We start from the raw sequence: 22,719 nt of genomic DNA, 5'->3' as shown, positions 1-22,719 counted from the left end.
TTGCGGGCAGCCGGCCAGGGCTGGCGGGCAGACGGACGCTAGCTGCCGGGCCCAGCGTGGGTCTTGTACAGGAACGACATCGCGGCACAGTGCTCCGCCTGCAGATCGCGTGCGGTGCACCCGACGTAGCGACGCAGCGCGTGCGCGAGGTGGGCTTGGTCGAAGTACCCCAACGTCTCGACGACTGTGCGCCAGTCGAGGCCGTCGCGCAGCATCGTGGCTGCGGCGTTCGCGCGGTCGATCTGCCGTACGGCGGTTTGCGATAGTCCAATGACCGCTCGGTAGCGACGCTGCAGGGTTCGCTCGGTCGGGCTGGCTTCGGGATGCTCGGCGATGTGCTCCTCGTCCCCGAGATGCGATCGCACCAGCAGACCCGCGTCCTGCAATCGCCGGACGAAGTGCTCGACGTTCTCGAACGTCGGCGCCTCCCAGCTCTCGCCGCCGATGACGATCCTGCCCGATTCCGTCACCGGGAACGGCACGTATCCATCGACGATCGAGGCGGCAGGATGCGGCCGAAGAACCGCGCCGAACGCGAACCGGACCCCGAGGAACTCGGTGCCCGCCGGGACCGGTGCCGTGGTCGCCCGCGTTTCCGGCCCGCGCAGGCTGGCGAGTAGGCGTCCCTGCGCCCGCGAGAGGATCAGATGCCAGCAGGTACGTGCTGCGGACGTCATCGTCTCCTCGGCGTCAGAGCGGGTGCGCCACACGCGGTCGACGAGGTTCACGTCGACATCGGTGTCGCGATGCTCGAACCGCAACGCCATGGCCTCCTCCGTCTTCAACCTGTTGAGGTTCCCCCCGAGTAGCCCACGCGGGCTTGGTCAGGTCCGGCCGACCGAGCGGTAGGGCCGGAAGAATTCGCGCAGCTCCTGCGCGTACAGCTGGGGCTCCTCGAAGGGCGCGAAGTGGCCGCCCTTGTCGAGCTCGGTGATGCGCACGACGTTGGCCGTGCGCTCGAGCCAGGCGCGCGGCGGGTGGAGCGTGTCGCCGGGGAAGAGCGCGAAGCCGGACGGTACTTCGACCCTGCGGGCGTGTTGTTCCGGTGGGATCGCGGCGTTGGCGGCGTACATGCGCATGGACGAGCCGATCGTTCCGGTTAACCAGTAGCGCGTGAGCAGGGTGAGGATCTCGTCCTTGGTGAAGCTTTGCTCGATGTCGCCGTGACAGTCGCTCCACGACCGCAGCTTCTCAACGATCCATGCGGCCAGTCCGGCGGGTGAGTCGGTCAGCCCCACGGTGGCGGTCTGCGGCTTGGTGCGGTGCATCTCGGCATACGCGCCTTCGCTGGCCTTCCACGCGGCGGCGGCGTCGAGCCAGGCCCGCTCCTCCGGTGCGAGGTCAACGGCGGTGAGAACCGGGAGGCTGGCCTCCATGCGGTGCACCGCAACGACTCGCTCGGGATGGTTCAGGGCGAGGTAGCGGCTCACTGAGCTGCCGATGTCCCCTCCCACGGCACCGAAACTCGCGTGACCGAGCGCGGTCATCAGCTCGGCCCACAGGTCGGCGACCGCGATCGAGTCGAGGGGTCCTCCCGCAGGAGGGTCCGAGTGCCCGAATCCCGGCATGTCCGGCACGACCACGTCGAAGGCGTCGGCCGGGTCCGCGCCGAACGCGCCGGGGTCGGTGAGCAGGGGCACCACCTTCTCGTAGCGCCACGACGAGTCCGGCCATCCGTGGCAGAGGACCAGCGGCAGCACCGGCCCAACCGGCGCGACGGCACGCGCATGAATGAACGAGACGCCAATCTCCCGGATCCGCGTGCGAAAGCGCGGCAGGCGCGCGAGAGCGGTCTCCTGCGCCGGCCAGTCGAACTCCTCCGCCCAGTAGTCGACGAGTTCGCGCAGATAGGTGATGTCTGTGCCCAGCGACCATCCAGCGTCCTGCGGCGCGTCCGGCCAGCGCGTCGCACGCAGGCGCGCGCGAAGGTCCTCCAACTCCTCAGGGCTGGCGTGCACCCGGAACGGCTCGACACTCGTCGGGTCCTGCGACGAGAGAGTCATGAGCCGCACCGCCCCGCCGGGTCACGGACGGCGACGGGACCGCCGTTCGTGCCAAGAGTTGTCGTCATGGACGGATCATGACAACCTCCGCCTACTGCGACAAGCGACGCGGCGTCTGGCCTGCGGACGGACGTCACCATGGTGGCCCTTGTTGATCCCCCGGCCTGCGGCATCTACACGATCACACCGCGTCGCGACCCACACCCACCCGCGGCGCCCCTGATCGACGAGCTCACGCTGGTCCTTGGCCCCGTTTCTTCTGCCCAGGCCACGCGCCGGCCGGCCGCAACGGGTCAGGTCCGTACGATGACGTGATGGACCCTGCGCAGGGGACTTCGGCGATGCGGTACCGCCTACTCGGGCCGGTGGAGGTGCGGTCCTCCGGCGGGGCGCCGCTGGCCCTTGGCACGCCGTTGCGGGTGCGCCTGCTGGCCATTCTGATGGCGCAGCCGGGCACCGCGTGGTCCATCGACAAGCTCGTCGACGAGCTGTGGCAGGGACGCCCGCCGAAGACGGCGGCTGGCAACGTGAAGACCTACATCTGGGCGCTGCGCCGGGTGCTGCACTCCGCCGGCGACCCCGACCCGGCCATCCGCGCCGGGGCTACCGGCTACCGTCTCGTCCTCGACGCACAGGCGTTGGACAGCGCGGCCTTCGACGACCTCACCCAGCGCGGGTACCACGCGTTGCGCCAGGACCGCTGCTTCGATGCCCTGCGGGCGTTCGAGGCAGCGCTGGCGCTGTGGCGTGGCGAGCCGTTCGCGGGCCTCCCCGGCTGTGGGGTGCTGCTCACCGTCCGAACACGGCTCCAGGAGCAGCGGGCGAGTCTGCTGGAGGAGGTCGCCGACCTCCACCTGCGGATCGGACGGCACAACGAGCTGATCGAGCCGCTCCGGACGCAGATCGACGGGGACCCACTGCGTGAACGTCCGTGGGGGCAGCTGATGGTGGCCCTGGCCCGGGCCGGCCGGCGCGCCGACGCGCTGACGACGTACCGCAAGCTCCATCGGCTGCTCGCCGACGAGGTGGGGGTCGAGCCCGGTCCCGATCTCCAACACCTGCACACCCGCATCCTGCGGGCCGACCGGGAGCTGTTGACGCCTGGGACGCGGCCGGCGGAGAAACCCACGCCACAGGTCGTCCCCCGGCAGTTGCCGGCCCCGCCGACGCTGTTCACCGGCCGGGCCCGCGAGCTGGCTCAACTCACGACGCTGCTGCTCGGCGACGCGGGTCCAGCCGGCACCGTGGTCGTCACCGGCACCGGCGGCGTCGGGAAGACGTGGCTGGCTCTGCGCTGGGCACACGACAACCTGCGCCACTTCCCCGACGGGCAACTCCACGTCGACCTGGGCGGTTTCGGCAGCTCCGCGCAGGAGGCGTCACCGTCGGCCGTCGTCGTACGCTCACTCCTTCCGGCCCTGGGCGTCAAGCCGCTGGAGATCCCCGCCGAACCGGCGGCCCAGTTCGCCCTGTACCGCAGTCTGACCGCGGACCGGCGGCTGCTCGTCCTGCTCGACAACGCGCGCGACGCCGAACAGGTGCGGCCGCTGCTTCCCGGGTCGACCCGCTGTGCCGTGCTCGTGACGAGTCGCCACACACTGCCCGGGCTGGTCGCCGCCGAAGGCGCACATCCGGTCGCACTGGACCTGCCCAGCACCGCCGAAGCACACCAGCTGCTCGTACGCCGGTTGGGAGCGCAGCGGGCCGCCGCCCAGCCGGCGGCGGTGGACGAGCTGATCCGCCGTACCGCACGGTTGCCCCTCGCCCTGTCCATCGTGGCGGCGCGCGCCGCCGCCCGGCCCACATTCCCGCTCCAGGCCATCGCGGACGACCTGGCGGCGAGTCGCGGCGGGCTCGCCGCCCTGCTCACCGACGACGCCGCCACCGACCTGCGTACCGTGCTCTCCTGGTCGTACCGCCTGCTCAGCCCGGCCGCGGCCGGGTTGTTCCGGCAGCTCAGCCTGCACCCGGCGGCGGACATCAGCGCGGCGGCGGCTGCTGGCCTCGCCGGCGCGCCGCCACGCCTGATCCGGCCGGCGCTCGACGAGTTGACCCGGGCGAACATGCTGGCCGAGGAGTCCCCCAACCGCTTTCACTGTCACGACCTTCTCCGCGCCTACGGGGAGGAGATGACCGACGCGCACGACTCGGCGGCCGACCGCGAAGCCGCCCGGAAGCGCCTGCTCGACCACTACCTGCGTGCCGCCCGTGACGCGGCGAGGCTTGTCGACGCCGGTTGGCAGCCGGTCGATCCGCTGCCCGTGCCCCCCGACGCGTCATCCCCGGCATTTGCCGATCACCGGGCCGCGCTCGCCTGGTTCGGCAGTGAACAGCGGATACTGCTGGCCGCCGTCGACGACGCGGCCGCCCGTGGCTTCGACGCGCACGCCGGACAGCTCGCCCAGGCCCTCACTCCCCTGCTCAGCCAGCTCGCACAGTGGCACGACCTGGCCGCCGTGCAGGCCACCGCGGTCACGGTCGCGCAACGCCGCGATCATCCACTGGTCGAGGCGCTGGCGCACCGGGACCTCGCGTTGGCGTACATCCAGCTCCGCCGGTTCCGTGCGGCCCACCATCACCTTCGGCGCTCCATGTCCCGGTGCGACGAGGTCGGCGACCGCCCGGGACAGGCCAACGCACACCTGCATCTCGCCTGGCTGTTCGACACCGAGGGCGACCCCCGCGCAGCCCTGCCGCATGCCAGGCAGGCGCTGACGCTGGCCAGCAGCACCGGTGACCGGCGCGGCATGGCGGCGGCGCTCAACGGGCTCGGCTGGGGCCACGCTCGACTGGACGAGTACGAACAGGCCATCGCCTACTGCGAACGGGCGCTCGCGCTCTATGCGGAGGCCGAGGATCGGCTGGGCGCGGCCAACACCTGGGACAGTCTCGGCCTCGCCTATCACGGCCTCGGGGCGCACCCGACCGCGGCTGACTGCTACCGGCGCGCTCTCGCGCTCTATGCGGAGGTCGAGAACCCGTGTGGGAGGGCGGACACTCTCGTCCACCTCGGCGACACCCATCAGGCGGCGGGCGACCACGACACCTCGGTCGACCTGTGGCGGCAAGCGTTGGCGATCCTCGATCGGATCGGTCATCCGCAGGCCATGGTGCTGTCCGAGCGGCTGGCGTCGTACCGCTGAACGCCCTGCGCCGACCGCACGGGGCCGGCATGGATCCGACGTGGACCGGGCGTCGGCAGGCTGGGCGAATGCTGACCACGAAGAGAACCACCTCCTGGCATCCCAGCGGGGTCGATCGTCGACGCCGGCGGCTCCTCCGCAGCCTCTGGACCGTCCTCGCCGTCCTCGTCACCCTGTCGCTCACCGCCCCGCCGTCGTTCGCGGGCGCCTCGCCGGCGGCCGCCGATGGCAACGGTTCGGCCGTCGACGACGCCACCGGCGGTTGGGCCGGCCGTATCGACTGGCAGGCGTGCCCCGAGCGGCCCGATGATCCGGGCACGCGCTGCGGCACCCTGCGCCTGCCCGTGGACTGGGCCCGGCCGGGAGGGGCAACCTTCCCACTGGCCCTGGCCCGGCGTGCCGCCACCGACCCGGCCGCCCGCATCGGCGTCCTGGTCTTCAACCCCGGCGGTCCCGGTCTGTCCGGGGTGGACACGGTGCTGACGGCTCCCAGCCAACTGGGGCCGGATGTGCTGCGTCGCTTCGACCTCGTCAGCTTCGATCCTCGGGGTACCGTCCGTAGCGCACCGGTGCGCTGCTCATCGGCTTTGCTGGCCCGGCACCCCTCCCTGACGCCCACCAACGCGGCGGAGTTCGAGGGACTTCGTGCCTACAACAGCCAGTTGCGCGACGACTGTCGCGCGCACAGTGGCCCACTGTTCGACCACATCGACAGTGCGAGCGTCGCACGTGACACCGACGCCATCCGGGCGGCGCTCGGCGAGCGGCAACTCAGCTTCTACCAGTGGTCCTACGGCACCCTGATCGGGCAGTCCTACGCCGAACTGTTTCCCGACCGCGTCCGCGCACTGGTCATGGACAGCGTGATGGACCACAGCCAGGGGGTCGGGAGGTTCTTCCGCAGCGGGGCGGCCAGTAACGAGGCCCTGTTCCACGAGTTCGTCACCTGGTGCGAGCGGACCCCCAGCTGTGCACTGCACGGACGCGACGTACCGGCGCTGTTCGACCGGCTGATGCGCCGCGCGGACGCCGGCACGCTCGTCGACGCGTCCACCGGTGCCACGCTTACCTGGTTCGAGCTGGGGTTCGCGACCTTCGTGAACTTCTTCGACGCGACCTGGGCCGACCTCGCGACAATGCTTCTCGCACTGGAGCGGGGCGAGCCCGCATCGCTCGCGTCCCCGATGGTGCCGGTCGACACCAGTCAGGAGCTGACCGAGTACGCGCTACCGGCGTTCTGCCAGGACTGGTCGCTGCCGGTCGACAGCTTCGCCGACTGGAACCGGTATCTCGAACTGTCCCGCGCTGCGGCACCCCACCTGAGGGCCTCCCCACTGACCGTCAGGTTCGCCGCGATCTGCCTGGGCTGGACGGCGGTCAACCCCCAGCATCGGCTGCGGTTGGAGACCAGAGCCCCGCTTCTGGTGCTCAACGGACGGTACGACCCGGCCACCCCGTACGACGGGGCCCTACGGGTGGTGGACCAGCTCGGCAGGCGGGGCGCACTCGTCACCTACCAGGGGTCGGGCCACGCGAGCTACCCGCGGACAGCGTGCACTCGGACCTACGTGGAGCGGTACCTCATCGAGAGAGCCGTACCGCCGGCCGGCGCGAGCTGCCCAGCCGCCCCCGCCTGACGGCGCGGCTCAGGCCGGAGACGGCCCGGGCCGGTGGCGATCGTTCTTCGTGCTGGGGGGTGGACTGCCGTTCCGCCCCCCAGTTCGTTGACTACGTGGCTCGTGCCCCAATACGCTTAACAGGCCGGTTAAGTGAGGGGAGCTTCCGATGGCGGGCACCGATCAGCTCAGCGCGGTGTTCTCGGCGCTTTCCGACCCGACTCGACGGGCGATCATCGCCGAGTTGGCCGCACGTGACGCCACTGTCACCGAGCTCACCGCTCCTCTGTCGATCTCGATGCCGGCGGTGTCACGGCACCTGAAAGTGCTCGAGCGGGCTGCGCTCATCTCGCGGTCGCGGTCGGGCAAGTGGCGCGCGAGCCACCTCGAGGCCGGCCCGCTGCGCGAGGCGGCCGACTGGATCGAGCGCTACCGGCGGCTCTGGGACTCGTCGCTCACCCGCCTCGATGCCCACCTCGCCGCGGTGCAGGCCGCCGGAGCAGCAACGGACCGGATGGCCGACGACCCCAGGGAGCTCGAATGAACACCGAAACTCCGCAGCTCGTCATCTCACGTGTGTTCGACGCGCCGCGGGAGCTCGTCTACCGAGCCTTCACCGACCCCGATCACCTGGCGGCGTGGTGGGGCCCGATCGGCAACTCGCTGCCGCGTGACGAGATCGAGTTCGACGTGCGCCCCGGCGGCTTCCAACGGTGGACGGAGGTCAACCCCGCTCAACCCGGCCTTCGCGTGCACATCCAGATCGACCTCACCGACGTCGCCGACGGCGAACTGCTCGACGGCGTCATGCACGTCGGTGGCCGGCTGCAGGAGGGCATCGAGCCGTTCGAGACGAGATTGCGGGTCGAGTTCCACGACGAGCCTGACGGGCGGACGCGACTGGAGATCCGCCAGTGGCTCCCCGAACACCTGGCGCACCCCAGCGACGAGGGTTGGCGCCAGGCGTTCATCAAGCTGGACGCCGCGCTGGCGAGCGTCCGCCCTGCTGGAGCTGAGGGGTAGAGGCATGGCAAAGCTGATGTACGTGACGAACGTGTCGCTTGACGGCTACATCGAGGACGATCGCGGCGACTTCAACTTTGGTCCAGGCGACGACGAGCTGTTCACGGTCCACACCGACCTCCTGCGGTCGGTGGGCACGCTTCTCTACGGGCGGCGCCTGTACGAGGCGATGGCGGTCTGGGAGACCGAGCCCGCGCTGGCCGCGAAGTCCGACCTCATGGCCGACTTCGCGAGCGTCTGGCAGGCCGCGAGCAAAGTCGTGTATTCCACGACCCTCGCGGACGTGTCCACTGCCGACACACGAATCGAACGCCGGTTCGAGCCCGCCGCGGTACGCGAGCTGAAGGCCACGGCCAGCAGCGATCTCACCGTGGGAGGCGCCAACCTCGCGGCGCGGGCTTTCCAGGCCGGGCTGGTCGACGAGTGCCAGCTGTTCATCTGGCCCGTCGTCGTCGGCGGCGGCAAGCCGGGCCTGCCGACCGGCCTGCGCGCCGACCTCGAGCTCCTCGATGAGCGCCGTTTCCGCAACGGCGTCATACAGCTCCGCTACCGCACTCGCGGAGAGTGAAGGACGGCCCTGTCCGGTTCGCCGGCAGGGAACAATCTCATCGACGGCGATGGGGGAAGGACGAGTCGAAGCCCGGCAGTCGGACGGTGCAGAGCGTGCCCCGGCCCGGCGGACCTGCGGCCGTACTCCTCAGGGTCCCCCACCACAGGGACAACCCGTCGCGGCCGCGCTGAAAGACACCCTCGTCGTTCACCTGCGGCGATGAGGCCGCCCCACTGACGGACGGCATCGACGAGATTGGGTGGGTGGACGATAGGCTGCGGGGCGGCGTCCGGTGACCTAAGGGGAACGAGTGATAGGCGGATCGGCTCGCGCGGTGGCCACGGTCTGCGGGCGTTCGGCGTGAGCAACGGGTTGCGCCCCGGTGACCCGGCCCGGCTCGGCGCGTACGAGGTGCTCGACCGGCTCGGCGACGGCGGCATGGGCAGCGTCTTCCTGGCCCGGTCGCCGCAGGGACGGCGGGTCGCGGTCAAGGTCGTCCGCTCGGAGTTTTCGCACGACGAGGAGTTCCGTGGTCGGTTCCGCAGTGAGGTGAACCGCGCCCGCCAGGTGCCACCGTTCTGCACCGCCGAGGTCCTGGACGCCGACCCGGACCACGACCCGCCGTACCTGGTCGTGGAGTACGTCGAGGGACCCAGCCTGGCCCAGGTGATCCGGGAACGGGGGCCGCTGGGGGCGGCGCAGGTGCACAGCATCGCCGTCGGGGTGGCTACCGCGCTCACCGCCATCCACGGCGCCGGAGTGATCCACCGGGACCTGAAGCCGGCGAACGTGCTGGTCGCGCCGGGTGGGATCAAGGTCATCGACTTCGGCATCGCCCGCGCGTTCGAGGTGACGAGCCAGCACACCCGGACCAACCAGGTGGTCGGGACCGTCTCGTACATGGCGCCGGAGCGGTTCGACACGACGTCCGGCCATCCGGTCGGCCCAGCGGCGGACATCTTCGCCTGGGGTGCCGTTGTCGCCCATGCCGCGACCGGCCGTAACCCGTTCGGGGGCGACTCCCCGACCGCCACCGCCATGCGGATTCTCACCCAACCGCCGGACCTGACCGGCCTCGGCGGGGCGCTGCGGGAGTTGGTCTCCCGGGCGTTGGAGAAGGATCCCGCCGCCCGGCCGACCGCCCGGGAGCTGCTCGACGGGTTGTTGACCGCAGCGGATCGGGGAGTTGCCGCCAGGTCGGTCCAACTTCTGGGAGCGACGCCGGCTGCCGGTGGTGGCGGTCAGCCGATGCCGCCGGGTCTGACCACGGCCGGTCGTGGGGGCTCGGGCCGGCGTGGCTGGCTCGCCGGGCTGAGTGCGATCTCCGCGGTGATCGTGGTGCTGGCGCTCGCCTTCGTCATCGTTCCGAAGCTGCTGAACGGCCGGTCCAAACCCGACCCCACCGGCTCGACGGCGGCCGGCAGCTCGGGGCCCACCGGGCCCGCGGCCACCGCGTCCACGCCAAAACCCAGCTCGGGTACGCCGACCAGGTCGCCGTCGGCCAGCGGGGATCCCAGCCGGGCCATCCTGGCCGGGCAGCGACGGATCCTGCTGCACGTGGTGGAGGTCGACCGTGACCTGTCGCTGCCGTCGTACGGCGAGCTCGAGACCGGCGACGGAACGGGCAAGGATGCGCTCTTCGTGCTCGAACCGGTAGGGGTCGACTACATGATCAAGTCGGTGAATCCGGAGATCGCCCACCGGCCGTGCCTCGGCGTCAAGATCGATGCCAAGGAGAACAAGTTGCTTGTGGGAACCGACTGCCGGCCCACTGCGGCGACTCTTTTCGCGATCTCCAGTGAGGCTAAGGACGACAAGGGGCGTACCTCCTACGTCATCAGCAACGACGAGTACGGCGTGGTGCAGTGGAGTCCGACCAGGAAGCACATCTACGTGGAGTTTCTCGGTGACGCCCCGATCGACACCACGTTCAGCCTGGTCGACCGGGGCGCGGTCTGACCCACGTCGCGGCGTTCGTCGAGCAGCAGTGCGGCGACCGCCTCCGGGGCCTCGTGCATGGCGTCGTGACCGGTGGGGAGGTCGTGGACCTGCCAGTCGGGATCGGCGTCGAGCCGGGCGCGGAGTGCGGCGAACGGCGAACGGTCCTCCCATCCCGAGCAGTAGACGAATTCGCGTCGCGGAATCTGGGCCGCGGCCCCGGTGAGCCGGATCGTCTGCAGGAACGAGGCGAGAGGATGGGGACGGCGGCGGGGATCGCCGCCCTCGGGTGGTCGTACGGAGTGGCCGGTGTCCGCCGCGCCTTCGGCGAACACCTTCCGGAAGTGCTCGTTCGTCGCCGACCAGCACGAATCCCCGTCGCGCGGCACGTAGGCGTCGAGATGCACCAGGCGTGCGATCCGGCCGTCGGCCCGGTCCGCGGCGGCGGTGATCACCATCCCGGCGTAGCTGTGACCGACGAGCGTCGCGTCGGTGATGTGAGCGCGATCGAGGAGCCGCAGCACGTCGTCGGCATGCGTGTCGAGGTTGGCGGTCGCGACTGTCGCGTCGTCGTCGCCCGGACGCAGACCCGTCAGGGTCAGCGCGTGCACAGTGTGCCCCGCGCGTTCCAGCAGTGGAACCACCGCCTCGAACGACCAGGAACCCTTCCAGGCGCCGGGCACGAGCACGTACGTCGTCATGGTTCTTCCTCTCTCCAGACTCGGCACCGAGGCGCCGCCCCGATGCCGGTCGGGCCCTCGGCGCGGCGGGGAATCACCGCACGGAGGTAGTGTCGCCAGGTCAGGGAGTGGCTTACTACCGACAGGAAGCCATCGCATGCCCGTTCCCCGCCAATCTCGTCCGGTCGCCGGAGTGACGTCGCACCTCTGGCCCTCCGGCGGCCGCCACCTCTGGCCCTCCGGCGGGGCAAGCGCCGCGCAGACCCACGATCGAGGACACCTGGTGTACGCGGCCAGCGGCATCCTGGCCGTGCAGACCGAGCGCGGCACGTCGATCGTTCCCGCCAACCGGGTCGCCTGGACCCCCGCCGAGTTCATCCACGCCCATCGGGCGCACGGCGACACCGACATGCGGATCGTGTTCCTCGCGCCGTCCCTCGCCCGGCTGCTGCCGGAACGCCCCGCCGTGTTCCTGACCTCGGCCCTCGCCCGCGAGGTCCTGCTCGCCCTGACCGGCCCCGGCAACTACGACGACGCGACGCCCGGCCACAGCCGTCCCGCGCGCTCTCGTCTGCTTCGCGTGCTCGTCGACGAACTCCGCGAAGCACACGAACAGCCCCTGCACCTGCCGGAGCCACGCGACGACCGCGTGCGGGCCATCGCCCGGATGCTGTACGAGACGCCGGCGGACAACGCGACGCTGGCCGAGCTCGGGAAGATGATCGGAGCGAGCCCTCGCACCCTCAGCCGACTGTTCCGCACCGAGCTCGGCATGACCTTCTACGAGTGGCGCACGCAGCTACGCGTCTACCACGCACTCGTGCTGCTGGCCGACGGCCGGGACACCACCCGGACCGCCCACGCCTGCGGGTGGGCCAACCCGAGCAGCTTCATCGCGGCGTTCACCGCGATCGTCGGCACGACGCCGGGCCGTTACCGAGCCGGTCGCTCAGCTCCACCCCGGCCGGGAGCCACGTCCGTGGGGTGACGTCGGCTCGCCAACAAGCGTGACGGTGGGGCCGCTCGTCGGACGAGCGGCCCCACCGAGTCCGTCGTCAGGCCGGCACGTGACCGGCCGTCCAGCACGCCGAGTGGCTGTGGCAGGCGACGTACGCCGCCAGGGCATCGTGCAGCGCGGCCCGCCGCGTGGCCGAGAGCCCGCCGGCGATGTTGTTGAGCTGGTGCGGGTCGACGGTCCGGTCGTAGTACTCCCGTTCACCGTTGGAGTACTCGACGTAGGTGTAGGTCGCGGTCCGTAGAGCCTCGTAGGTGATCGGGCTGCCGTTGCGGCGGTCCTGGGCGTCGGGATCGTCCGCGGCCTGGTTGGGGCCGTGGTGCTCGATCAGCGCCCCGGTACGCCAGTTCGGTGCCGCCTCGCCCTGCGCGAGCGGAAGCAGGTTACGCCCGTCGACGTGCGTGCCGACGTCGGCGGCGCCGATGCGCTGGAAGGTCGGTGCCAGGTCGATGTTCTGCACGATCTCCGCGCGCTCCGATCCGGGAGCGACGCCCGGCCCGGCGACGACGAGCGGCACTCGCACATCGGTGTCGAAGGCGGTCTGCTTGCCGCCTGTCAACCGGTACTCGCCCATGTGGAAGCCGTTGTCGGAGCTGAACACGACATAGGTGTTGTCGGCGATGCCGCTGGTCGTGAGCTGGGCGCGCAGGTTGCCGATCAGCCGGTCGACCGCCTGCACGGACTGGGCACGCTTGCGGAAGTTCGTGTCCAGGGTGCTCTTCTCCTGCGCGGTCAGCGGTCCGTTGTCGGCCAGCCAGGACGGCGCGTTGGTGGGCAGCCGGTCGTACGCCGCGGTGCGCGGGGCGGTGAGCCCGGGGAAGTCGTCGAGGTCCTGGTTGGCCGGGGTGAACGGGCTGTGCGGGGCGAAGGTCGAGACCTCCAGCAGGAAGGGCGTGTTGGCGGCCGCCGAGCGCTGGATGAAGTCCTTGCCCTTGCGGGACAGGACGTTTGTCAGATAGTCGGCCGGTTGGCTGCCGTAGTGGACGACCGTGTGGTTCTCGTTCAGGTCGTAGTTGTACTCCGGGTACCCGTTGCCGGCCACGTACCACTCCGACCAGCCCGGCGGGACGTACGGCAGCGCGCCTCCCTGCGTGTCCGCCGGCAGGTAGCCGTTGAGGTACTTGCCCAGGAAGCCGGTCCGGTAGCCCTTGCCCTGCAACACCGTCGCGAACGTCCGGTTCTCGTTGCCCCGGCCCTTGAAGACAGCGAACCCGCCGTCGGCGCCGCCGTTGGTGAACACACCGGTGTCGTGCGGGAACTGGCCGGTGAGGATCGACGAGCGCGACGGGCAGCACAGCGAGTCGGTGACCGTGTAGTTGGTGAAGGTGGCCCCCTCGCTCTGCAGCTGTCGGACCTGCGGCAGGTACTGCACGAGGTTCCACGCGAGGTCGTCCACGAGGACGAAGATGATGTTGGGCGAGGTGGCGGTGGATGTCGGGGTGGGTGCCGCGGCGCGTGCCGGTGCCCACGCGGCGAGCAGAGCCAGCCCTGCTACGACTGTGGTGGCGAGGAGGCGGCGCTTGGTGATAGCCATGTCGCCAAGACTGGCCAAAATTTGTCAGCATCTATTAAACGGCTCGTGATGATCTGATCAAGGGACATGTCGGGGTCGGACCGGTCAGTCACCCGCCGTCACCTCGGTCAGGTGAATGACCGTTCAAGTTCGGCGCGAAATTGATCGCGTTGTGCAATCTCTCCGTGAGGACTCATGTGGGCGTGGATGCGCCTGCCTCGATCGGAGGAATCACATGATCAGCACGTCTCGTTCCCGGGTCCGAGCGCTTGCGGTCATCGGGATGGCCGGTGTCCTGGCGGCGATCGGCCCGGTGACCCAGCAGGCGTCCGCAGCCGAGGTCGCCGAGGGTGCCACCATGGGGGCCAACGCCCGGGTCGACATCCCACGCATCGCCTCGGCAATCAAGCCACCGGCGGGATCCCGCCCGGTCGGCGCGTACGTCGTTACTCGCGGAACGCAGACCTACACGTGTGCCGGTGGCGTGTTCACCGGCGCGTCCGTGCCGGAGGCCCAGCTCATCGGCACCGGTGGCCGGGTCCACCACTTCAAGGGGCCGAGCTGGCAGTCCGAGCGCGACGGCTCGCTGATCACGGCGAAGAAGACGGCGGAGAGCCCCCGCCCCGGGACGATCCCCGAGCTGCTGCTGACTGTGGACACCCACGCCGGCAGCGGCCGTCTCGGCAACGTCGCGTACGTCAGCCGTCTGTTGACCTCGGGTGGCGTCGCCCCGGCGGGCGCCTGCGTCGACGGCGCGACGACGGCAGTGCCGTACGGCGCGGTGTACGTCTTCTGGGCCGCGAAGCGCTAGTCGCGCCGACCGGTCGGCGTCATCTGTTGCGGCGGTGGTGGACGATCAGCGCCGCCGCGCAGAGCACCGCGACCAGGCCGAACACCGAGCCGATCCACGGGTTGTCCACGACTGTTGAGAACACGGCGTTGGTGGCCGCGGCGAGAAAGAGCACCAGCCACAGCAGCGGGCGTAGCAGGCCGCCGGGCCGCTCCGGCGCGGCGGCCGGGGCCTCGGTGCTGCGGTACGGATCGGTCATGACTGTCTCCTTCGGTGACGTTTCGACGACACCACCGACGCTAGGCGGATGACAGCGGCGGGGACGATCCCGCCAGCTCGACGACCCAGGTACAGCAGGCTGTACTTTCCGCCGCGGACGCTGCCGGCCGTGCTCGCACTGGCCTATGTTGGCCCGGGAGGTGGGCGGCGATGGCGTACGTGCGGGGCCGGATGCGCGCGTCGGTGGACGCCGTCGAACACCTCGTCGGCGGGCTGGGCACCGCGCTGCTGGCGTTGGGCGCGCTGTTCTGGGCGGTCGTCGTGGCAATGACCTGCCTGGTGGGGGTGGGCCTGCGGCTGGTGCCCGGCGTGTTGCGGGCGGTGCGCTCGGTGGCCGACCGGGAGCGCGCCCGGCTGTCCCGTCGGGGCAGCCCGATTCCGACGCCCGGGCCGGTGCCGGAGGAGCTACGGGAGGCGGTACGCGACCCGTTCGTCCGCCGGGAGCTCGGCTGGGTCACGCTCCACTCGATCACCGGCCTGGTGTCCGGACTCGTCGGCATCGCCCTGCCGCTCTACGCCCTTCAGGACATCACGTTCCCCCTGTGGTACCGGCTGGTCCGGCCCGAGGACGGCGCACCGGGGTTCTTCTGGTGGCGCATCGACGGGCTCTCCGAGGCGCTCGTCGTCGGTGTGCTCGGGGTGGGCTGGCTGGTCGCCGCGGTCGGGTTCGGCCCGGCGCTGGCCCGCCTCCAGTCCTGGCCGGGTCGGTGGCTGCTGCCCCCGCCACCGGGGGTCGACCTGTCGCTGCGGGTCGCCGCGCTGACCGCGACCCGCGCCGCGGCGCTGGACGCCCACGCCGTCGAGTTGCGCCGCATCGAACGGTCGCTGCACGACGGTACGCAGAATCGGCTGGTCGCGGTAAACGTGCTGCTGGGCGCCGCGCGCCGGGCGGTACGGCGTGACCCGGACCGGGCCGATGAGATCCTCGGGCAGGCCCAGGACGCGGCGGAGCAGGCGCTCGGCGAACTGCGGACGGTGGTGCGCGGCATCCTGCCGCCGGTGCTGGACGACCGGGGCCTCGCCGGGGCGCTCACGGGTCTGGCCGGCAGTTGCGCGGTGCCGTGCCGGCTCGCGGTGGACGTGGCCGTCCGCTGCGCGGCGTCGGTCGAGGCCACCGCGTACTTCGTGGTGGCCGAGGCGCTGACGAACGTGGTCCGACACAGCGGCGCGAGCCGGGTGGACGTCACCGTGCGGCGTGAGCACGGCCGGCTGCTGGTCACCATCGAGGACGACGGGCGCGGCGACGCCGACGAGGCACGCGGCTCCGGGCTCACCGGCATCCGCCGGCGGGTCGAGGCGTACGACGGGCGAATGGCGCTGACCAGCCCAGCGGGAGGGCCGACGAGGATGCACGTGGAGCTGCCATGCGGATCGTGATCGCCGAGGACGACCCGCTGCTGCGCGAGGGGTTGGCGCTGCTGCTGCGTGCGGAGGAGCTGGATGTGGTCGCCACGGCGGGCACCCCGGGCGAGTTCCTGGTCGCGGTCGACGAGCACGCGCCGGACGTGGCGATCGTGGACGTACGGATGCCGCCGACCCACACCGACGAGGGCATCGTGGCCGCGGTGGAGGCCCGGCGACGTCGACCCGGCCTCGCGGTGCTGGTCCTGTCGGCGTACGTGGAGCAGGCGTTCGCCACCGAACTGTTCTCGGTCGGCGCCGCCGGGCTCGGTTACCTGTTGAAGGAGCGGGTGGGCCGGGTCGAGGAGTTCCTCGCCGCCCTGCGTCGCGTGGCGGACGGCGGCAGCGTGATCGACCCGGAGGTGGTGGCGCAGTTGCTCGCCCGCAACCGCCGGCCGGACACGGCGCTGGGCGAGTTGTCGCCGCGCGAGCGTGAGGTGCTGGGGCTGATGGCCGAAGGGCTCGGCAACACGGCGATCGCCGAGCGGCTGTTCGTCACCGACGGTGCGGTGCACAAGCACATCCGGAGCATCTTCGCGAAGCTCCAGCTGCCGCCGGACGACAGTGCCGACCGCCGGGTCACCGCCGTGCTGCGCTACCTGGACGGCGGCCAGCGGTAGCGCCCGTCGACGCTTGCCCCAGCAGGTCGCGGCCGCCGGGGACGAACGGCCCGGCACGCGACCCGGGGCGGGTTCGGCGTGGTGCCGGACCCGCCCCGAGTCATGGGTGGTGGAGCGTCAGCGGCGCAGGGTGAGCAGGCCGGGGCGGTACGGCAGCAGGCCGTAGTCGACGCCGTTGGAGCTGGGGGATCGGCCCTGGTAGAGCAGTTGCAGGTTGCAGGGGTCGACGGTGAAGGTCTGGTCGGCGCTGGTGCGGATCAACTCGCCGTGGCTGATGTCGTTGGTCCAGGTGGCGCCGCTGTTGGCCTTGCCGGCGAAGGGGTTGCTCTCGGTGGCTGCCTGGGGGGTCCAGGTGCCGCCGAGGCTGGTGGCGGTGAAGGAGCGGAAGTAGCGGCCCTGGGAGCCGATGGCCTCGACGAGCATGAGGTAGCGGTTCTGGCCCTGCAGCTTGTAGACCTGCACGGCTTCGAACAGGTTGTTGGTGGAGTCGCTCATGATGGTGGTGTAGTTGCTGCCGAAGCTGCCGGGGAAGTTCCCGATCGGCATGCTGGCGCGGTAGATCTTGCCGTTGTCGCCGGCGAAGAACAGGTACATGTTGGTGCTGTCGGCGATGAGGGTCTGGTCGATGGGGCCGGTGCCGGAGCCGGAGATGCTGCCGGTGAACAGGGTCTGCGCGGCGGACCAGCCGTTGGGGTTGGTGGGGTCGGTGGAGGTGCGGTAGGAGAAGGCGGTGCCGCCCCACTGGTAGGCCAGGACCCAGATGTTGCGGGGGGCGAAGTAGAACAGGGTGGGCGCCACGGTGCCGCTGTTCATGGTGTTCTGGCTGGCCGAGGCCATGTCCGACCAGTTGGTGAACAGGCCGAAGTTCATCGAGCCCCACCGGCTGCCGAAGTCGTGGGTGGTGGCGTAGACGAGTTGCCGGCCGTTGTACGGGGCGACGGTGAAGTCCTTCAACGACACCCAACCCGACTTCGGCTGCGCCAACGCGCCTGTCGACGACCACCGGTACGACGACGGCAGGTCACACGTGGTGGGTGGCGGCGTCGTTGGCGGTGGGGTCGTGGGTGGCGGCGTCGTGGGCGGTGGGGTCGTGGGCGGTGGGCTCGTCGGCGGTGCGGGCGTGTCGGTCACCGGTGGCGTCGGCGTGGTCCCACCGTTGCAGGTCACGCCGTTCAGGGCGAAGCTCGTCGGGTCCGGGTTGCTGCTCGTCCACGACCCGTTGAAGCCGAACGACACAGTGCCGTTTGTCGCGACCGACCCGTTGTAGCTCACGTTGCGCGCGGTCACCGCGGCACCGCTCTGGGTCAACGCCGTGTTCCACGACTGCGTGACCGTCTGCCCGGCGCCGTACGACCACGTCAGTGCCCAACTGCTCAACGGATCGCCCAGGTTGGTGATCGTCACACTGGCGCCGAACCCACCCTGCCACTGCGACGACACGGCGTAGTTCACCGAGCAGCCCGCAGCGGCGGCACCGGCCGGCATTGCCACGACGACAGTGGCCGACGCCAGCAACGCGACACCGGCCGAGACGAGGCCCACATTGGTTGGTCTGAATATGGTCATCAAGCACCCTCCTGACGGGACGGCGGCCTCCACATTCGTGGGAGTCATTGTTAGGTGAGCGTTAACAGCCGCGTCGGCCATGTTACGGGAGCGCTCCCAAACCATCAACCTCGATGCCTTGAAGGCGGACGGGCGCCGCCACGCGGCCGTTTGGGCACGTCAGCGGGGTCGTCCCGGTGCGCTGCGCCAGGTCACCTCGGCGACCGTCGCGCTCGTCGGGAGAGACGAGGGTTATCGATAACATAGTCATCGACCGATGGCCGAACCAGCGTCAGAGCCAGACGACGATCCCGGTCAGGTCGTTGAGTACGGCGGCCACGCCCGCCCGGATGGCGTCCGCGCAGCGCCCGGCCGTGAACGAGCCCGCGTCGTACGACGAGGACATGCCGAGCCCCTCGCCACGGTACGACGCTCCGTCCCAGTCGACAGCGGTGACGTTGTGGGTGGGCTCGGCCAGTTCCGCGCCGACCACCAGGAACTTCTCGTCCAGGTGGTTCGGCGTGACCAGCGCGAGGGCGTCGATGAGCTCGTTGCCCGCGCTGACGATGAGGTCCGGGCCCATCTCCATGGCTTTGCTGATGCTGGGGACGGCATCGTGCGCGTCGTCGACCACGACTGTCCTCAGGTCGACGTGCTCGTCGTCGGCCCAGGCCCGTACCGCCGTCACGAGGGCCTTGGTCGGGGCGTCCGTGCCGGCGGTCAGCAGCACCACCCGGTAGTCCTTCGACGGGTGGACCTCGGCCCACGATCCGGGCTGCGGCGTGATGGTCGCCTCCGGGGCGGGCGGCGTCGAGGGGTCGACGAATCCGGGGCCGAGCGAGCCGACGGCACTGGGCGCGGGGCGCGGTTGTGACCAGTCGCCGCCGGAGGTGCAGGCGGCGAGGAGCGCGGCGGTCGCGGCCAACAGGGCGACGGCCCGAAGCGGGGGGCGCAAGGTGATCGTCCTTTCGGGTGGCGGTGGGAAGTGCGCGTACGCCTCGTATTCCTATCCCAGATCTGAACGCCGACAATCCGTGGACGGTCGCCCCGGCTGTTTGTTCTCCATCGGTTCGTCGGCGGGCGGGTTGGTGTTCACCCGCGGGGTGCAGCGTGCACTGGCCAACCGAGGGAGTCGCATGCTGAGGCACATCCGCCGTACCGTTGTCGTAGCCGTTGTCGCATTTCTCGCGACGGTGCTCCCGTTTCTGGGCGGCGGACCGGCGTTCGCGCACGGCTTCTCATCGACCGTGTACGCGAAAATTACCGCCGGAGACGAGGGTCACATTCGCTCCGAGGTGGAGCTCGAATACGACCTCCTGGTCGTGTCGGCCGCCGATTCCGGTGATGACGATCCGCTCTTTCGGGTGGGAACCTCCGCCTTCGAGGCGGGCGACTCCGCGGCGCAGGCCGCCGCCCTGAAGGCGCACGCCCCGACGGTCCTGCAGTATGTCGCCGACCGCTTCTCGGTGACCGCGCGAGGCGCGGCCTGCCGGCCGACCCAGGTGCGCGACGCCACGATCGGCGCACGCGAGGGGGTGCCGTACGCGGACCTGCTGCTGGACTGGACCTGCGCCGAGCGCGCCGACGAGCACGAGGTGCGCAGCGGTCTCTTCCCGGACGACGAGGCGTACGTCAAGGGCACCAAGACGATCGTCACCTACGAGATCGACGGCCGCTCCGGCAGCGCCGCGCTCGACGCCGCCAATCCGTCCTTCTCGACGGCGCAGACCGCCTACCAGCGGTTCGGTGAGTTCTTCCTGCTGGGTGCCGAGCATCTGCTGTCCGGCATCGATCACATCCTCTTCCTGCTGGCGCTCATCGCCGGGTCGCGGCGTCTACGGGAGATCGTGCTCGCGGCGACCAGCTTCACCCTGGCGCACTCGGTGACGTTCCTGCTCGCCGCCCTCGGCCTGGTCGAGGTGCCGGCGCGGGTCGTGGAGCCGGTCATCGCGCTGTCGATCGCCATCGTGGCCGGCTGGCACCTGTGGGGGATCTGGCGGCGCGGTGACCACGCAGGCGATCTGGAGACGGCCGGGCGCGGTCACCTCAGCCTGGACCGCCGGGGCTGGATCCGCCTCGGGGTCGTCTTCTGCTTCGGGCTCGTGCACGGGTTGGGCTTCGCGGGCGCGCTGGGCATCGACGAGGCGTGGTCGTGGACCCTGCTGTGGTCGCTGCTGGTGTTCAACGTCGGTATCGAGGTCGTCCAGTTGACGATTATCGCCGCGGTCTTCCCGTTGCTGTTCCTGCTGCGTCGTCGTGCGCCGAAAGCCGGCCTCTGGGTGACCGGTGCTGTTTCGGCGGCGGTGTCCATCATGGGGCTGATCTGGTTTGTTCAGCGCGTCACCGGATCCTGAGTACGGCTAACTACTTCGTGAAGTGCAGCCATTCGCAAGATCACGTTCATGACCGGTTCATCGGCCGCAGAAAGTTTGGATCTGCTTCCCCGGCGTCGGGTGAAGAGCAATCCATTTCTCTATTCGAAAAGGGAACAATGTCGATGACATTGAGCACCTCGACACGGGTCCCCGGGCCCGTGCGGCGACGCGTTGTCGCCGGGGTCGTAGCCGGATTCCTGGGAATGGGCGCGGCCCTTGGTAGCGGCCTGCTGACCGCCGCCAGCGCCGCCGACCCCACCACGGTGTCCGGCGTCGTCCTCGGGGTCGGCGCCAACGAGACCCAGCGCATCGTGTCCTGGTACTCCTCGGCCGACACCGCCCAGAAGATCCAGCTCGCCCCGACCGCCGAGATCGTCAACGGCGAGTTCCCGGCGAGCGCCGTCAGCTTCGACGCGGTCGGCGCGGCGAACACCTCAACGACCGGCTTCAACCGCCACGCCACGATCAGCAACCTGCGCGAGAACACGGCGTACTCGTACCGGGTCGGCGCCGAGGGCAGCTGGTCGCCCGCGTACGCCTTCAAGACCCAGGACTTCGAGGGCGACTACGACTTCCTGTTCTTCGGTGACCCGCAGATCGGCTCCTCCGGTGACCGGCTCAAGGACCAGGCCGGCTGGGAGGAGACCCTGAAGGTCGCCACCGGCGCGAACCCGAACGCCGAGCTGCTGGTCTCCGCCGGTGACCACGTGGAGAGCGCCAACGACGAGGGCCAGTGGACCTCGTTCCTGGCCCCCGACCAGCTGCGTCAGATCCCGCTCGTCGCCACCATCGGCAACCACGACGTCGGTGGCAAGGCCTACGAGCAGCACCACTTCACCCCGAACACCGACCGCTCGGCCCAGTACTACAACGGGGACCAGGCGACCCGGTCCGGTGGCGACTACTGGTTCATCCACAAGGACGTGCTGTTCATCGACTTGAACAGCAACAGCTACGCCAACCCGGCGGACGGCTCGGCCGGCGGCGACGCGGCGCACGTCGCGTACGTCACCGACGTCATCAAGAAGCACGGCTCCGAGGCCAAGTGGAAGGTGCTGGTCTACCACCACTCCATCTACTCCCCGGCCAGCCACGCGACCGACACCGACAACAAGCAGCGGCGGGAAGACTTCACCACCGCCTTCTCCAACCTCGGCGTCGACATGGTGCTGCAGGGTCACGACCACAGCTACTCGCGCAGCTACTCGATCAAGAACGGCCAGAAGGAGAACCCGGCTGAGAAGCCCGGTGCGCCCGAGGTCTACCCCGGCCCGGGTGGCGTCATCTACGTGACTGCCAACTCGGCGTCCGGCTCGAAGTACTACGACATCAAGAAGCCCGACGACACCGGCACGGGCATCCGTGGCAACGGCGCGGACCCGCTGGACCCGAACAAGTACTGGTACAACTCCGTGCAGAACCAGGAGCACGTCCGCAGCTACGTCAAGGTGCAGGTGCGCGGCGACAAGCTGGTCCTGGCGAACGTCCGCAGCGGCACCTGCGCGGCCCCGAACGCGGCAGTCGAGAACGGCCTCTCCTGCGTCAACACGCCTGAGGGCCAGCCGGTCGGCTCGATCGTCGACAAGGTCACGGTGCACCCGTACCACGGTGACGGCCAGGCCATCCAGGTGAACGTTCCCAACGCGGCGCCGGGCGAGTTCGGCTGGACGATCGACGGCTACAACGGTCTGGTCGACCTGGGCACCGCGCAGGAGCGCGACGGCACCTACTTCGAGGCGACGGGCAAGATCAACCCGATCCTGGTGTCGGACAGCCGCCGCTCGCTCGCCCCGTGGTCGATCTCGGCCAGCGTCGGCGACTTCTCCGACGCCGACAAGACGTTCTCCGGCTCGTACCTGGGCTGGACCCCGTACGTCCTGGACGCAGGCGCGGGCGCACAGGCCGGCGCCGCCGTCCTGTCGTCCCTCGACGACCAGGGCAAGGGCCTCTCGGCCTCCAGCGGGCTCGGCGCGGCCGTTCAGGGCCACCCCCGGGGCGGCGCCAAGCTCGGTGCCGACCTGGACCTGAAGATCCCGGACAGCATCGCCAAGGGCAGCTACCGCACCACCCTCACGATCACTGCGCTGAGCAGCTGAGCAGAACCTTTCCCACCGGGCGGGGCAGGCACCTTCGGGTGCCTGCCGCGCCCGCCCTGCCGTTCGCTCTGGACGCCGTCACGTTCGCGGTGGCAGCCCTGCTCGTGCTGGCCCTCGCTGGGCCGCCCGCCG

The 22,719-nt window shown here is 70.3% G+C and carries 19 protein-coding genes; 12 read left to right on the top strand and 7 right to left on the bottom strand.

What is annotated here, in order from left to right; genetic code table 11:
- Positions 1–38: 38 nt before the first annotated feature.
- Both AB0K10_RS06455 and AB0K10_RS06450 read right to left on the bottom strand, forming a co-directional pair.
- Positions 39–785: a helix-turn-helix domain-containing protein gene (locus AB0K10_RS06455; protein ID WP_363680583.1), complete on the bottom strand. Its 747-nt coding sequence runs from the start codon at positions 783–785 to the stop codon at positions 39–41.
- 39 nt (positions 786–824) lie between these two features.
- A complete protein-coding gene (locus AB0K10_RS06450) occupies positions 825–2,003 on the bottom strand; it encodes an epoxide hydrolase family protein (protein WP_363680581.1) in 1,179 nt (392 codons plus the stop codon).
- Between the two features lie 314 nt (positions 2,004–2,317).
- Between AB0K10_RS06450 and AB0K10_RS06445 the strand changes: the two genes are divergently transcribed.
- The 6 genes from AB0K10_RS06445 (at position 2,318) to AB0K10_RS06420 (ending at position 10,294) form a co-directional block, all read left to right on the top strand.
- Positions 2,318–5,146, top strand: coding sequence for a BTAD domain-containing putative transcriptional regulator (locus AB0K10_RS06445; protein WP_363680579.1), 2,829 nt, complete (start codon positions 2,318–2,320; stop codon positions 5,144–5,146).
- 68 nt (positions 5,147–5,214) lie between these two features.
- Entirely contained in the window at positions 5,215–6,783 is a 1,569-nt protein-coding gene (locus tag AB0K10_RS06440) for an alpha/beta fold hydrolase (RefSeq protein ID WP_363680577.1), read from the top strand.
- Positions 6,784–6,931: 148 nt separating this feature from the next.
- Complete coding sequence (locus AB0K10_RS06435; protein ID WP_363680575.1) at positions 6,932–7,306, top strand: metalloregulator ArsR/SmtB family transcription factor; 375 nt, start codon at positions 6,932–6,934, stop codon at positions 7,304–7,306.
- A complete protein-coding gene (locus AB0K10_RS06430) occupies positions 7,303–7,785 on the top strand; it encodes an SRPBCC domain-containing protein (protein WP_363680573.1) in 483 nt (160 codons plus the stop codon). The genes AB0K10_RS06435 and AB0K10_RS06430 overlap by 4 nt, the downstream gene beginning before the upstream one ends.
- A gap of 4 nt (positions 7,786–7,789) precedes the next feature.
- Positions 7,790–8,353, top strand: a complete 564-nt coding sequence (locus AB0K10_RS06425) for a dihydrofolate reductase family protein (RefSeq protein WP_363680571.1) — start codon at positions 7,790–7,792, stop codon at positions 8,351–8,353.
- Positions 8,354–8,695: 342 nt separating this feature from the next.
- Complete coding sequence (locus AB0K10_RS06420) at positions 8,696–10,294, top strand: serine/threonine-protein kinase (protein WP_363680569.1); 1,599 nt, start codon at positions 8,696–8,698, stop codon at positions 10,292–10,294.
- Here the strand turns inward: AB0K10_RS06420 and AB0K10_RS06415 are convergent.
- On the bottom strand, positions 10,225–10,974 hold the full coding sequence (locus AB0K10_RS06415) for an alpha/beta fold hydrolase (RefSeq protein ID WP_363680567.1): 750 nt from the start codon (positions 10,972–10,974) through the stop codon (positions 10,225–10,227). The genes AB0K10_RS06420 and AB0K10_RS06415 overlap by 70 nt on opposite strands.
- A 136-nt stretch (positions 10,975–11,110) precedes the next feature.
- On the opposite strand from AB0K10_RS06415, the gene AB0K10_RS06410 reads away from it, so the two are divergent.
- The gene (locus AB0K10_RS06410) at positions 11,111–11,941 is read left to right on the top strand and encodes a helix-turn-helix transcriptional regulator (protein ID WP_363680565.1); all 831 of its coding nucleotides are present in this window, start codon (positions 11,111–11,113) and stop codon (positions 11,939–11,941) included.
- 67 nt (positions 11,942–12,008) lie between these two features.
- On the opposite strand, the gene AB0K10_RS06405 is transcribed toward AB0K10_RS06410, so the two are convergent.
- On the bottom strand, positions 12,009–13,502 hold the full coding sequence (locus AB0K10_RS06405; RefSeq protein ID WP_363680563.1) for a sulfatase: 1,494 nt from the start codon (positions 13,500–13,502) through the stop codon (positions 12,009–12,011).
- Positions 13,503–13,716: 214 nt separating this feature from the next.
- Between AB0K10_RS06405 and AB0K10_RS06400 the strand changes: the two genes are divergently transcribed.
- Entirely contained in the window at positions 13,717–14,292 is a 576-nt protein-coding gene (locus tag AB0K10_RS06400; RefSeq protein WP_363680561.1) for a DUF3455 domain-containing protein, read from the top strand.
- 19 nt (positions 14,293–14,311) lie between these two features.
- Here the strand turns inward: AB0K10_RS06400 and AB0K10_RS06395 are convergent, their stop codons facing one another.
- A complete protein-coding gene (locus AB0K10_RS06395; protein ID WP_363680559.1) occupies positions 14,312–14,530 on the bottom strand; it encodes a hypothetical protein in 219 nt (72 codons plus the stop codon).
- 170 nt (positions 14,531–14,700) lie between these two features.
- Between AB0K10_RS06395 and AB0K10_RS06390 the strand changes: the two genes are divergently transcribed.
- Together AB0K10_RS06390 and AB0K10_RS06385 are read left to right on the top strand one after the other, a co-directional pair.
- Positions 14,701–15,927 carry a sensor domain-containing protein gene (locus AB0K10_RS06390; RefSeq protein ID WP_363680557.1) on the top strand — a complete coding sequence of 409 codons (1,227 nt, stop codon included), beginning with the start codon at positions 14,701–14,703 and terminating at the stop codon, positions 15,925–15,927.
- Positions 15,915–16,571, top strand: a complete 657-nt coding sequence (locus tag AB0K10_RS06385; RefSeq protein WP_363680555.1) for a response regulator transcription factor — start codon at positions 15,915–15,917, stop codon at positions 16,569–16,571. Before AB0K10_RS06390 ends, AB0K10_RS06385 begins: the two co-directional genes overlap by 13 nt.
- Before the next feature lie 117 nt (positions 16,572–16,688).
- On the opposite strand, the gene AB0K10_RS06380 is transcribed toward AB0K10_RS06385, so the two are convergent.
- Both AB0K10_RS06380 and AB0K10_RS06375 read right to left on the bottom strand, forming a co-directional pair.
- On the bottom strand, positions 16,689–18,137 hold the full coding sequence (locus AB0K10_RS06380) for a non-reducing end alpha-L-arabinofuranosidase family hydrolase (protein WP_363680553.1): 1,449 nt from the start codon (positions 18,135–18,137) through the stop codon (positions 16,689–16,691).
- A 271-nt stretch (positions 18,138–18,408) separates the two neighbouring features.
- Complete coding sequence (locus AB0K10_RS06375) at positions 18,409–19,071, bottom strand: hypothetical protein (protein WP_363680551.1); 663 nt, start codon at positions 19,069–19,071, stop codon at positions 18,409–18,411.
- A 340-nt stretch (positions 19,072–19,411) separates the two neighbouring features.
- Between AB0K10_RS06375 and AB0K10_RS06370 the strand changes: the two genes are divergently transcribed.
- Together AB0K10_RS06370 and AB0K10_RS06365 are read left to right on the top strand one after the other, a co-directional pair.
- Entirely contained in the window at positions 19,412–20,470 is a 1,059-nt protein-coding gene (locus tag AB0K10_RS06370; RefSeq protein ID WP_363680549.1) for a HupE/UreJ family protein, read from the top strand.
- A gap of 143 nt (positions 20,471–20,613) precedes the next feature.
- On the top strand, positions 20,614–22,587 hold the full coding sequence (locus tag AB0K10_RS06365; RefSeq protein ID WP_363680547.1) for an FN3 domain-containing metallophosphoesterase family protein: 1,974 nt from the start codon (positions 20,614–20,616) through the stop codon (positions 22,585–22,587).
- The last annotated feature ends 132 nt before the right edge of the window (positions 22,588–22,719 follow it).

The organism is Micromonospora sp. NPDC049274 (assembly GCF_040678875.1).
GTDB lineage: Bacteria > Actinomycetota > Actinomycetes > Mycobacteriales > Micromonosporaceae > Micromonospora.
The sequence above is the reverse complement of the archived record's forward strand: the minus strand, read 5'-3'. Positions and strand labels throughout refer to the sequence as shown.